9 protein-coding genes and 1 pseudogene are annotated in these 12,784 nt (G+C 52.1%); 8 read left to right on the top strand and 2 right to left on the bottom strand.

Features of this window, described 5'->3' with window-relative positions:
* Positions 1–17: 17 nt before the first annotated feature.
* Positions 18–1,637, bottom strand: coding sequence for a citramalate synthase (gene cimA / locus AC0LWT_RS01420; protein ID WP_474679425.1), 1,620 nt, complete (start codon positions 1,635–1,637; stop codon positions 18–20).
* A gap of 214 nt (positions 1,638–1,851) precedes the next feature.
* On the opposite strand from cimA, the gene AC0LWT_RS01415 reads away from it, so the two are divergent.
* From AC0LWT_RS01415 to AC0LWT_RS01390, 6 genes are all read left to right on the top strand, one after another.
* On the top strand, positions 1,852–3,159 hold the full coding sequence (locus AC0LWT_RS01415) for a DNA polymerase IV (protein ID WP_474679424.1): 1,308 nt from the start codon (positions 1,852–1,854) through the stop codon (positions 3,157–3,159).
* A gap of 4 nt (positions 3,160–3,163) precedes the next feature.
* Complete coding sequence (gene mobB / locus AC0LWT_RS01410; protein WP_474679423.1) at positions 3,164–3,667, top strand: molybdopterin-guanine dinucleotide biosynthesis protein B; 504 nt, start codon at positions 3,164–3,166, stop codon at positions 3,665–3,667.
* A 59-nt stretch (positions 3,668–3,726) separates the two neighbouring features.
* Positions 3,727–3,960, top strand: a complete 234-nt coding sequence (locus AC0LWT_RS01405) for a ferredoxin (RefSeq protein ID WP_474679422.1) — start codon at positions 3,727–3,729, stop codon at positions 3,958–3,960.
* Positions 3,961–4,104: 144 nt separating this feature from the next.
* A complete protein-coding gene (locus AC0LWT_RS01400) occupies positions 4,105–5,961 on the top strand; it encodes a CHASE2 domain-containing protein (protein ID WP_474679421.1) in 1,857 nt (618 codons plus the stop codon).
* A gap of 13 nt (positions 5,962–5,974) precedes the next feature.
* Positions 5,975–8,185, top strand: coding sequence for a FecR domain-containing protein (locus AC0LWT_RS01395; protein ID WP_474679420.1), 2,211 nt, complete (start codon positions 5,975–5,977; stop codon positions 8,183–8,185).
* A 33-nt stretch (positions 8,186–8,218) separates the two neighbouring features.
* Positions 8,219–9,841: an NHL domain-containing protein gene (locus AC0LWT_RS01390; RefSeq protein ID WP_474679419.1), complete on the top strand. Its 1,623-nt coding sequence runs from the start codon at positions 8,219–8,221 to the stop codon at positions 9,839–9,841.
* Positions 9,842–9,912: 71 nt separating this feature from the next.
* On the opposite strand, the gene AC0LWT_RS01385 is transcribed toward AC0LWT_RS01390, so the two are convergent.
* Positions 9,913–10,785 carry a DMT family transporter gene (locus AC0LWT_RS01385; protein ID WP_474679418.1) on the bottom strand — a complete coding sequence of 291 codons (873 nt, stop codon included), beginning with the start codon at positions 10,783–10,785 and terminating at the stop codon, positions 9,913–9,915.
* 553 nt (positions 10,786–11,338) lie between these two features.
* Here AC0LWT_RS01385 and AC0LWT_RS01380 point away from each other — a divergent pair.
* Together AC0LWT_RS01380 and AC0LWT_RS01375 are read left to right on the top strand one after the other, a co-directional pair.
* Positions 11,339–11,566 carry a hypothetical protein gene (locus AC0LWT_RS01380; RefSeq protein WP_474679417.1) on the top strand — a complete coding sequence of 76 codons (228 nt, stop codon included), beginning with the start codon at positions 11,339–11,341 and terminating at the stop codon, positions 11,564–11,566.
* Positions 11,567–11,818: 252 nt separating this feature from the next.
* Positions 11,819–12,784: pseudogene (locus tag AC0LWT_RS01375) on the top strand (hypothetical protein); the annotation flags it as partial.

Raw genomic sequence — 12,784 nt, 5'->3', positions numbered from 1 at the left:
TTTGCAGCTTTCTTGTTTTAGTGATTGACCAGTCCGAGTCTTTCCTGGTGCTCTTTGTTCACTGGCTCGATCCTTGTTCGGCCCAGCAGCGCGTAGCGCAAGCTGTCGACCAAAGCGTACCAGCTTGCTTCAATAATATTGCTGGAAACGCCGAGCGTATTCCAGGTCGAATTGAAGTCGGTGGATTCCATCAACACGCGAACTTTGGCCGCTGTCGCGTCTTTTTCGTCGAGGACGCGCACTTTGTAGTCGGACAGATGAATTTGCTCGATGTCCGGGTAATACTGCACGAGCGCTTTGCGCAGCGCGTTGTCCAGGGCGTTGACGGGACCGTTGCCTTCCGCCGCGGTGTAGATCGTTTCGCCGTGCATTTTCACTTTGACGATCGCCTCGGCGACGACGGCCTGGTTGGCCGTTTTTTCCACGAGCATCTTGAACGATTCGAGGGTGAATATTTCCTCAAGCCCTTCGAAAGCTTCCCGCAGCAGCAGCTCAAGCGAAGCGTCCGCGCCTTCGAATTGATAGCCTTGATGCTCAAGATCTTTAATCTTTTCGATGACTTCTTTCGTTTTTTGATTCTCTTTATTGAAATCGAGGTTAAGCTCCTGGGCTTTCACAAGCACGTTGCTTTGTCCGGCAAGCTCGGATACCAGCACGCGCTGTTTGTTGCCTACCAGCTCCGGCGTAATGTGCTCGTAGGTGCTGGCAGCCTTCAAAATCGCCGAAACGTGAATGCCGCCTTTGTGAGCAAATGCCGCATTGCCGACAAACGGCTGGTTGACCGGCATATGCATGTTGGCGATTTCGCTTACGTAACGCGATACTTGCGTCAGCGATTTCAATTGATCGCCGGAAATGACTTCGTATCCCAGCTTCAGCTGAAGATTGGGGATGACCGAGCTCAGGTTGGCGTTGCCGCAGCGTTCGCCGTAACCGTTGATCGTGCCCTGCACCTGTCTGGCCCCGGCTTGTACGGCGGCGAGACTGTTGGCTACGGCAAGCTCGCAGTCGTTGTGGGCGTGGATGCCGACAGGCGCCGTAATGTCCTGCTGCACCGCCGTCACGATCGCAGTGATCTCGCCCGGCAGCGAGCCGCCGTTCGTATCGCACAGCACGATCCAGTCGGCTCCGGCATCCTGCGCCTTGCGGATCGTTTGCAGCGCGTAATCCGGATTGTTTTTGTATCCGTCAAAAAAGTGCTCGGCGTCATATATGACTTCAAGGCCTTTGCTTTTCAAAAAACGAACGGAGTCGAAAATCATCGCCAGGTTTTCTTCAAGAGACGTTTGAATCGCCGTATGCACATGGAAATCCCACGACTTGCCGAAAATCGTCGCGACGGAGACGCCGGATTCCACGAGCCTGTTCAGGTTGACGTCGTCCTCGGCTCTGGAGTCTTTGCGTCTTGTGCTGCCGAAAGCGGTGATTTTGGCGTTGGTGAACGTCATGCTGCGCACGCGGTCGAAAAATTCGATGTCTTTGCTGTTGCTGCCCGGCCATCCGCCTTCAATATAGTGAACACCCAGCTCGTCAAGTTTGCGGGCGATTTTGATTTTATCCTCGACGGACAGGCTGACTCCCTCGCCTTGGGTTCCGTCCCGCAGCGTGGTATCGAAGATTTTAACTGAAGTTGACATGGGTTCCTCCTTAAACAGCTGAAAGCTGGCTGACGATGCTTTACAAGCAAATGAATGTGCTTTAAAGCGCTAAATATATATAGTACAATTATAGCATAATTCCTATAGTTAGGACACAACCTGACAAAATTACGTTTGCTTCGAAATTTGTTTTTTTTGTAATGCAGAAAATGGAAATGCCCCATTTTGCGGAAGAGGGAGCGATTGGGCGATTATGAGCGGTATTCCTCCTCATCAGCATTATCCCAAGAATGGCAGAGTCATTCTGCATATCGATATGAACGCTTTTTACTGCTCGGTTCACGAAGCGGTCGAGCCGGAGCTGTACAAAGGCAAGCCGATCGCCGTGGCAGGCAGCGTCGAGCTGCGCAAAGGCATCGTTGTGACGTCTTCTTACGCGGCGCGGGCCCGAGGGGTTAGAACGGGCATGCTGGTGGGACAGGCGCTGAAGCTGTGCCCGGATTTGCTGCTCATTCGGCCGGACTTCGATTTGTACCGGGCCTTCTCGCGGCGGTTTATGCAAATTGCCTACAGCTATTCGCCCTTAGTCGAGTCGATGTCGATCGACGAGTGTTTTGTAGATATAACAGGTTCCAAGCAGTTCGGCACTCCTATGGAGATAGCGCGGAGCATCCAGGGGCGCATTATGGAAGAGCTCCAGCTTCCGTGTTCGATCGGCGTCGCTCCGAACAAACTTTTGGCCAAAATGGGCTCGGACTTGAAAAAGCCGAACGCGATTTCGGTCATCAGGCTGCGCGACGTTCCCGAAGTGCTCTGGGACAAGCCGTGCAACTATTTGTTCGGCATCGGGAGGAAGACAGCGGACAAGCTGACGAAGCTGGGGATTCTCACTCTCGGGCAGCTCGCGCGCGCGGACGAGAAGCTGCTTAGCAAGCATTTCGGCATTTTGGGGCCGCATCTGAAGCAGGCGGCGTGCGGGATAGACCGTTCCCCGGTCAATCCGGAGCAGGAGCAGAGCAAGTCGATCGGCCATACGACGACGCTGCCGCGCGATTTTACCGATCCCAAAGAGGTGCACCGCGTATTTCTCAACATCGCCGACCAGGTGGCGCGGCGGATGCGGAGGCAGAAGCTGGTCTCATCCACGATACAGATTACGATCCGCGATCCGGATATGAGGACGATTACGCGTTCCGTTACGTTGGAGACGCCTACCGAGCATATGGACGATATTTACCGGACGGCGTGCAAGCTTTTCGATCACCATTGGGAGGAAGGCAGGCCGATCCGTCTGCTCGGCATTACTTTGCAAAGTCTGTCCGCCAAGGAAGAAACGGCCATACAGCTCGATTTGTTCGATTACGAGAAGCAGCCGCGCCGCGACCAGTTGAACCGGATTATGGACGAGCTGCGCGACAAGTACGGCGAAGACGCCATTTTAACGGCGGGAATGCTCGGGGACAATCCTTCCGCTCTAATCAGAAATCATAAGAGGCGCGGGACTTCCCTGCAAATGGATCATTTGAAAAACAATCCGCTTCACCGGGAGGAGGGCGATTAGGCATATGGCCAATATTATCGGGTTCGCCGGATATTCGAACAGCGGGAAAACGACCTTGATCGCCAAAGTGGTGAGCGAGCTGCAGCGCCGTGGATATACGGCGGCCGTATTGAAACACGACGCGCATGGACATTATAAAGAAGCGGAAGGTTCCGATTCGGGCCGTTTTATCCGGGCGGGCGCCGATGCCGTCGTGACCGTATCGCCGGATGCGGTGCACACGTACGAAAAGAAGCGGGAGCCCCGCTTGCGCGATATCATAGGGGCTTTGCCCGATGTGGACTACATTTTAATAGAAGGATTCAAAACGGAGAAGCATCGGAAGATCGCTGTTTTCCGCACGGCCGAGCAGAGCCGGATCGTCGGGAAGCTGGACCCTGAGCCTATTGCCGCAGCAACGGACTTGCCGGATATCCAAACGGGTTTGCCGCTATTGAACCTGAACGACGCAGCAGAAGTGACGGATTTTATCGTAGCCCACTTTCAGACGAGCAATATTAAGGTTTGAACTTTAGAAGGTTTTATATTATATTTTACTGTGAGGATATTTTGAGGAGGAGTTCAAATATGGGAAAGTATACTTGGGTTGATAAAGAGACCTGCATCGCTTGCGGCGCTTGCGGGGCAACTGCACCGGACATCTACGATTACGACGATGAAGGTCTGGCTGAAGTTATCTTTGAAGGCGACGGCAACAAAGGCGTAACGGAAATTCCGGAAGATCTGTTCGACGATCTGCAGGATGCACAGGATGGATGCCCAACGGACTCCATTAAAGTTGCCGACTCTCCATTCAACTAATTTATAAAATGTCGAAAAAAACTCGATTCCAGTCATGGGATCGGGTTTTTTTTAATGATACGTTTTGTAGAAGCCGTTAACAATTGATTGCCAATTCGGAGGCTGCAACTTACAATAAAGCTAGTACGCTTACAGGAGGAACTTATGCGCAAGAAGAATTGGATACAGCCTCTGGCCGCGGGTCTTGTGTTGATACTATTATCGACATATTTGTATACTGCCGGTTCTGGCGGGAAGCTGGCATTCATTGAGGAGCCTTTGCAAGATTTCTTGCGAAAAACGAAGTCGACGGACGAACGCGAACCGGACGACCGGATCAAAATCGTCAAAATCGATGAAAAATCGCTGAAAGCGATCGGGAAATTCCCGTGGGACCGTTCCGTATACGCCCAGGCCATCGAGAAGCTGGAACAGTCCGGCGCAGCAGCAATCGGAGTCGACGTCGTCATGGCCGAACCTTCCAAAAACCCCGCTGACGATAAAGCGTTGGCCGACGTTCTCGCCAAATACGATAACGTCATCCTGCCCATTCAAATTAATTACCCCGCTAAACAGCAATCCGCCGGAGATTTGGTGCCGGAAAAGATCGATTACCCCTCGGCCACCTTATCTACCAACAAAACTCAAATGGCACATATTAACGTTTTCGTGGACAAAGACGGAAAAGCGCGCATGCTGCCTGTCGGCTTGCCTGACGAGAACAATCAATACATACCTGCCTTTAGCGCAGCGCTCGCCAATCTGGTGCTTGCGGATAACGAGAAAATCAAGAGAGACGCCGTTTCCGGGCAATGGAAGCGCGGCGATAAGGTGATTCCGACGAATGAAAGGAATCAGGTGACAACGGAATATTACTCGAAGCCGCGGCAGGCGATCGATACGGATACCGGATACGAAACGATTTCGTTCATCGACTTGCTGAACAGCAAAAACGGCATTCCGCTGCCGAAAGGCTCCATCGTGCTGATCGGACCTTACGTCACCGCGATGCAGGACGAGTACCCGACCCCGGTCAGTTCCGTCAAAATGTTCGGAATCGAAATTCATGCCAACATGATCCAGACTTTGCTGGAGAGCAAGTTTTACAAGGAAACCGGCAAGTCTGCGGGTGTCGCTATCATTATCGTCATGGCGATTCTGGCAATTGTTTTATTTGAAAGATTCAGAGGGAAATCGGCGCTGATTATTTTTATCGGCCTCTTTATTTTGTATATTTTAGTGTGGTTTGCTCTCTATACGATCGGTTCGATTTTTGCGCCGATGATTTATCCGATTTTTGCTCTGGTTACTATTTACATAGGTTCGATAGTGAGCCACTATTTGGCTGAGCGCAAAGAGCGGAACAGGGTCACCGGGATTTTCGGGCGCTTCGTCTCCAAATCCGTCGTGGACGAGCTGCTGCAGTCCGGTGAAGATGTGAAGCTCGGCGGCAGCCGCAAAGACATAACGCTCATATTTGTGGACATACGCGGGTTTACCCCGATGTCGGAACGGCTCGAGCCGGAGCAGGTCATTCAGGTGCTCAACGAGTATTTGGACGTATGTACCAAAGCGATTTTCAAATTCAACGGGACGCTTGACAAGTTCATAGGCGACGGCGTTATGGCTATGTTCGGCGCACCGATCGAATACGGGAATCATCCGGAAATGGCCGTCCGCGCAGCCATCGAGATGAAAGGGCAGGCGGACATTCTCGAGCGGAAGCTGATCGAGAAGTACGGCATCGGCGTCAAGTTCGGACTGGGTATTAACAGCGGCCCGGCCGTCGTCGGCAACATCGGTTCCGAAGATTTGCGGCTGGATTACACGGCTATCGGCGATACCGTGAACTTGTCCGCCCGGCTGGAGTCGAACGCCAAGCCCGGTCAAATTTTGATCAGCGAGAACACTTATGAAAGAGTCAAGAGCCTGTTTCATATCGAGCCTGTCGGCGAGATTAAAGTGAAAGGCAAAGAAAAGCCTGTAATGGTGTATGAAGTGCTGGGTCATTTAGAGAACTGAGGAGGAAATCAGTGTGGAGTTGAACATGCGGGGCAATCGGTTGAACAAGAAATCATCCCTGGCTTTATTTGTAAGTTTTTGCATGGTGTTTGCGCTCGTTTCATCGGCGCTGGCAATTCCCGCCGCAGCCAAAACGGTTCGCATTGCGGTGGTGACGTCCATTAGCGGCGATGTAACCGTTAAGAAAGGCGGAGGCTCCAGTTCGTACGACGCCTACCAGGACATGAGTTTGAACGAAGGGGACACCCTGTATACGGGGAGCGATTCATCGGCGACTTTAAACCTGAGTGGCGGCGACGGCGAAGTCACGATCGGCGGCAACGCCGAAGTGAATATTTCCGATTTGAGCGGCTCCAGTGGCGAAAAGAAATCGAAACTGCGGGTATGGGCAGGCTCGATGTGGGTCAAAGTCAAATCGCTCGCCGGCGTCGATGACGAATTCGAAGTCGAAACGCCGACCGCCGTCATGGGCGTCCGCGGAACTCATTTTTTTGTCAATGTGGATTCCCTAACAGGCAAAACGACAATGGCGGTAGCCGCAGGCAAAATCGCCGCTACGACCGTAACGACGAATGAGGATTACACGCAAACGAAAAAGCTGACCTACTTATACCCGACCCAGCAAATCTCGCTCGATTCGCGCGACGAGGTGGACGATTTGTCGGTGAAAGTCGATTTTGTCAATCTCGACAGCATCGTCGCCCAGGCTTCGAACAACGTCATTGCCGCTATCATTAAAGACAAGGCAAGCATCGACAAAGAGAACGATGAATTCATAGCGAAGAAAAAGCAGGAGATTGAGCAGGGCAAGCCGGTGGAAAACGATGGAAGCTTCGTCATCAAAAATGCCGACGAACTGTCCAGGGTGATTCAAAACCTCGATAATCTAATAGGAAACTTCGCGAAAAAAGCGGTGCAGGATAACAAAGTTTCCAAGAACGAGATGAACGGAATCATCGAAGAGGCGAACAAAAAAATTCCGACGGAAATCCGCAAGCTCGATCTGGAGAAAGTGAAAGACCTCGATAAATCGGCCGGGACCGATCCTGAGCTGGAGAAGAAAAAGCTGATTGCTTTGCAGCAGGCCGAGGAAAATCAGAAATTGAAAGAACAGCAGGAAGCGGAAAGGATGAAAGAGCTTTTACAGAAGCTGCAAGATATTTTGAAAACGGTCGAGGCGACCAACAAATCAATTAAAGAAGCGAATGAGAAAGCTTTGGCGGAGCAAAAGGCGGCCGCGGAGGCAGCATGGAAAAAAGACAAAACTACCGAAGAAATCAAGCGGTATGACGATGCGAAGAACGGTTCGTCCGGCCCATCGAACAGCTCCGGAAGCAGTGGCAGCGGTGGAAGCAGTGGCGGAAGCAGCGGAGGCGGGCAAACCCCGGATACGACCCCGCCGGTTATCGAATCGATCGATGACGTATATGCAAATCTGACCTATATTTCCGGCAAAACCGAGGCGAACGCTACGATTACGGTAAAACGGGACGGCACTAAAATCGCCGAGGGCACGGCGGCTAGTAACGGTTACTTCTACGCGTATCTGCTATCCGGCTTTACGCTCAGCGCCGGGGACATCGTTTCTGTGACAGCAGCGGATGCAGCCGGCAATACGAGCGCTCCGGTAACCAAAGAAGTCAAGCCGCCTGTCGCGAGCCCGCCTGCCGTAACTTTGACGAAAGTCAGCAATCCGAATGCGCCGAGTTTGTTCAATCTTAATGTTGATATGAGCAATTTTACCGGCGCGAATTCGATTTATGCGGTAGAGCTGCATTTGCTCTATAAGAGCAAATCCGTCAGCACGTCCGGATCGGAGGACTACAGCGGAATCCATTATATTTCATCCGGCAATTCGCCAGTCGAACATCCCGCTGGCACCAGCATCTTTAATTCGGCGACAAGCGCGGAATCGGCCAAAGAATATGTTCAGTTCGATTCGGCGACGAATACGTATACGAAAGAATTGGTGTATGCCGTGACCAACTTCGGCACCGGTCCCGACAACATTTCGGTCGACGGCGCGAAAACATTGGTCAGCATACCTTTCCGCGGGGTCAATTACGGAAGCGATCCGCTCGGAGCTAATAACGAACTGGCGAAAATTGCGGTAGGATACATTAAAGTGGTTAAAAAAGACGCTACGGATGCCGTAAGGGACATCAGCATTCAGCCTTTGTACATTCCTATCGGTACCGGCAGAGACTACGAGTTTCCGAGATAACGATTCACTATTCGAACGGATAAGGAGAAGCCTATGAAACCCCTAAAACAGATTATGATTACATCCATAACCGTCGCCGCTCTTCTGACGGGCACCACGGCTTGGGCGGACGGCTGGCCCGCCGATGCTATCGCTGCCGACAACGGGCGCATCATGGCCGACGTGACGACCCTTGCGGGCATCGGCGATTTTGCGGATCATAACGGCAAAGCGGCTTTGGCCGCATTTCGTTCTCCCGGCGGTGTGGCGCAGCTTCCGGACGGGAGCATTCTTGTGGCGGATACGCGCAACCATTTGATCCGTCAAATTAAAGACGGGCAAGTCACAACGTTCGCCGGTCCGGAGCTTGTCGTCACGAAAGACGGACAAGGCTTTCCGACAGGCGGGTTCGTGAACGGCAAGGCATCCGAGTCGTTTTTTCGCGAACCTGCGGCTTTAGCCGTGGATGCGAAAGGGAATGTGTACATAGCGGATGCCGGCAATAATGCCGTTCGTAAAATCGATACGAACGGCCAGGTAACGACTTTGGCCGGCAGCGGGGCGCTCGGCAGCAAGGACGGCAAAGGCGCAGAGGCGCAGTTCAATCGGCCGGGCGGAATCGCTGCTGCTGCGGACGGCACTGTCTACGTGGCGGACACGTTGAATCATGCGATCCGCAAAATCGCGCCGGACGGCACGGTGACAACGCTGAATGCGGCCTCGGCGCGCACGCTTCAGATCAGGCCGGGCGAAGCTTCCTTTGCGGGAGATTATCAGGACGGAAGCCTGTCCGCCGCCAAGTTTAACGAGCCGTCGGGTCTTGCCCTGGACGCTAAAGGCAACCTGTACGTGAGCGATACGGGCAATCAGCGCATCCGATATATCGATCTGAGCGCCGGCACCGTCACGACGGTTGCGGGAACTTCCACACCTGCGAGCGAAAGTGCCTTGTATGAGAAGGATGCGCTGTATGCAGCGGGGGACTACGCGGACGGACAGGCGCTGAAAGCGAAGTTTAATTTTCCTAAAGGCTTGGCCGTAACGCCTGACGGCGGTTTGCTGATCGCGGACAGTTTGAATCAGGCGATCCGGTATTTGCGCAGCGGCGAAGTGACGACGCTCGCGGGAACGGCGAAGACGGGCGAAACGGACGGCACGGAGAGCGCGGCTGCCTTTTACAATCCGACAGGTGTGTTCGTCACTGCCCAGGGCAATGTCGTTATCGCGGACGCTTACAACAACAAAATCCGTAAACTGGCGGCGTACCGCCTTCCGCAAGGGCTTCACGGCACTGAGGCTATCAGAGTCGTAAACGGGGACAAACGGATCGATTTTGACGCTCAGCCTGAATTTGCGGACGGCCGGACGATGGTTCCGGTCAGAGCGATCGGCGAAGCTTTCGGTTATGAGGTCAAATATGCGGAGCAAAACGGCCAATCGACGGTCCAGTTGGTCAAGGGCGATGTAACCGTAGAGCTTGCGCTCGGACAAACGGGAGTCAGGCGCATCGTCAAAAATGAACCGGCTGTCAGCCAGGCAACGGATGCGGCGCCATATATGAAGCAGGGGCGCACTTATGTTCCCGTTCGGTTCTTTGCCGAACAAATCGGTCTCGACGTGCAGTGGGATCAGGCCAATCAAACGGTCATTTTGCGTACGAAGTCTTACAGCGAATAGCGGTGCTGTCAAAGGGCAATTCCCGTCATAAGCAAAACCCCTTCAACCGTAATTGAAGGGGTTTTTAAATATTATTTTTTCTCGATAACGAATAAAACTCCAATGAGAATTAAGATCGAGCCGATCCAAAACGTTACACCTATGTTCTCCCCTAGAATAAGCCATCCAAGTAATATTCCAACCACGGGTTGGAAGAAGAAAAATAGCCCCCCGCTTGAGGCGTTAAGCATTTGTAATCCACGATTCCACAGTAAAAATCCACCTGCGGTTGAGACAACGCCCAAATACAAGACTCCTCCCCAAATAGCAGGGTGAGTCAGTTGAGAGATATTCAATGCGTGTAACCGTGGCAAAACAAAAGGAGTAAGCACAATTAGGGATACCAAGATGGAATAGAAAGTTACCGCAATTTGCGAATAATTACTCGGCACACGCTTTATAAGTACGGACATGAGTGCCCATGTTAAAGCGGCTATAAGAAGAGAAATACCGCCAAGTTTACTGGGCGACTCCAAATGACCGAATCCAACAATGAGGAAAACCCCCATTGTAGCTAGACAAACAGAAAGCACCTTTTTTAAACTCAACCGTTCTTTAAGGAGTAAGCGGGCAAAAATAACCATAAATGCCAGTGTTGACGAAGTGATAATGGCTCCCATTTGTGCTGAGGATAACATTGTACCTATTTCCTGAGCAACAATCGAAATCGCGTTGCCAACAACCCCGATAGCCATGATGATTAAGAAATCACGTTTGTAGATCCGCCATTTCTGGTGTGTAATCAAGCCGACCGCGAGCAGTGCGACAATAGCCACTAAATAGCGCATCCAAACCAGTTCCAGTGGCGGTATGACTGATACTACAATTTTCACAACAACGTACATGCCACCCCAAATACTGGCGGCTAAAGCTAAATAAATAGAACCGAATAAGGTATTTTTCATGTTTTGTACCCTCCGTTTTTAATTAAGGTCAAGAAGCCCCTAACGGAGAGATGCAGTCACCTTAACTCCACTAAGGGCGAAAAGGTGCTGCTGGTGCATCGTTTTCAAACAATGGAGCCTTAAACATTTTGATTTCACCTCTGGTCCGAGTTTAGCTGCAATAATATTGCTTAATAGTAGCAAATAACAACCCTGTTGAATAGACAAATTGCCAATACCCATTTTTTTCTTCACTTTACGGGGGCTGATGCCGATAAATCAGGAAGAAGAAGTTGTTGAGAAAGCCCTGGCCACTGTCCAGGGCATACGGGAACTCTCGCGTTAAGGGACACAGCCGCTCTTTCCCGACTAATGCCCCTCCTGCGCGGGTTGCGGAGTAGAAGAAGGCCACGCCTCTCCTGTACGGGTTGCGGAATAGAAGAAGGCCACGCCTCTCCTGTACGGGTTGCGGAATAGAAGAAGGCCACACCCCTCCTGCACGGGTTGCGGAGCAGAAGTAGGCCACCCCCTCCTGCGCGGGTTGTTGAGTTGAAGTAGAGGGGGGCTAGGCGGCTTGACAGGGAGAAAACCTGCGAAAGTGCAGGTTTTTTCCTTGAAAATGGTTCATTTTCGTGAAAAGCCTGCGATTGTGCAGGAATTTTTGATGAAAATGAACCTGAGCCCATATTCGCGGCAAAAAGCCTGCACAATTGCAGGAATATGTCGTGGCCGGCGCATCAACGCTAAAAAAGCTGCACTTTTGCAGGCATTCACTGCTTTGCCAAACAGTTGCTGCCTCTAGCGTGCGAGCTCCAGACTTTTGCAGGTTTTCTTCGCTCAATCAGGCAGATGGCGCGACCGGTTTCAGCGCATGTAGTTTAGGGCAGCCTGAAAAATGTATTTTTTGGCTGCTCCACGAGTTCGGCCCTATTTTTATCGGAATTTCCGCACAGTCGCAGGTTTTCAGCGCGTAAATCGCGATAGACTGCTCCAGCGGACGATTTTTCTCAACGGTTTCGAAAAAAGTTATTTGAAGAAAAAGGAGGAAAACTCTTTGAAAGGGAATCATCGGAATGATCAAGTCGAACGATTTTTCCAACATAATCCATTCGAAGATCCTCTGTACTTGAAAAAATACGTAAAAGAGCATCCCGATCATAAAATGGCTTGGTATTTATTGGGTAGAGAGTATGCCGCGAAGGGGCAAGCGGGTAAAGCCGCATACTGTTTCGCCCAGTCCGGGGAAATTTACGAAGCTTTCGAGCGCCAGAAAATCGTCCTGGAAGGGCCCCTTCCGACTGTGGGCGATTCTGCAGCCGCGCAGGCCGATAAAAAAGCCGGCGAAGCCGGTTCGATGAAGTTCAAGAAGCGATGGGCCGCTCTGTTGGTGCTGCTGGCGTTCATCGTAGTGACGGAGTCTTTTGATGCGGCCAAGAACAAGATCGTCGTTCAGCCTCCGGCCGCTGTTCAAGCGTCCCCAGCTCCGGTCCCGATCCCGGCTCAAGCCGGAGGGGAGAAGACGGATCTCGCTGCCGGCGAGACGCCGTCGCTGAACATGAAAATTTATTTTTCCGACGGAGACTGGGGCGGGAAAATGAAACAGATGCTGTCCGCTTCAAGAGCAGGAGCGGCGGAGTCCTTCATCGTACAAGCGGGCAAAAGTCCGGACGGCAAATGGATCCAGTGGAATAAACCGCTGCAGCCTGTAGTTGGCGTCGAAAATTCGGGAAGCGGCGATTACGGCGCCGTCATGAGATATTACAGCTCGCAAGTTTGCTCCTGCCAATTATCCGACGGCACCCGTCTGGCTCCGGTGATCGACGGCTGGGTGCAATCGAGCGAGCAGGCCATCGTCCTGAAAAGCGCGATCCTGGCGTATCAAAAAAAGACCGGCTCTTTGCCGGTAAAGGCGGAACAGCTTGCCCAACCGTATCCGGATAATTTGCTGCCGGGAATTACGCCTGAGATGCAGTCCATGTTTCCGAAAACCGTAAGCGAACTGGCCGGGGCCGGCGCCGGC

It is taken from the genome of Paenibacillus sp. sgz302164, assembly GCF_056120505.1.
The sequence above is the reverse complement of the archived record's forward strand: the minus strand, read 5'-3'. Positions and strand labels throughout refer to the sequence as shown.

Coding starts and splice junctions, on each gene's coding strand:
- cimA (WP_474679425.1), bottom strand. CDS start 1,637: ATGTCAACTTCAGTTAAAATCTTCGATACCACGCTGCGGGACGGAACC.
- AC0LWT_RS01385 (WP_474679418.1), bottom strand. CDS start 10,785: ATGAAAAATACCTTATTCGGTTCTATTTATTTAGCTTTAGCCGCCAGT.
- AC0LWT_RS01415 (WP_474679424.1), top strand. CDS start 1,852: ATGAGCGGTATTCCTCCTCATCAGCATTATCCCAAGAATGGCAGAGTC.
- mobB (WP_474679423.1), top strand. CDS start 3,164: ATGGCCAATATTATCGGGTTCGCCGGATATTCGAACAGCGGGAAAACG.
- AC0LWT_RS01390 (WP_474679419.1), top strand. CDS start 8,219: ATGAAACCCCTAAAACAGATTATGATTACATCCATAACCGTCGCCGCT.
- AC0LWT_RS01400 (WP_474679421.1), top strand. CDS start 4,105: ATGCGCAAGAAGAATTGGATACAGCCTCTGGCCGCGGGTCTTGTGTTG.
- AC0LWT_RS01405 (WP_474679422.1), top strand. CDS start 3,727: ATGGGAAAGTATACTTGGGTTGATAAAGAGACCTGCATCGCTTGCGGC.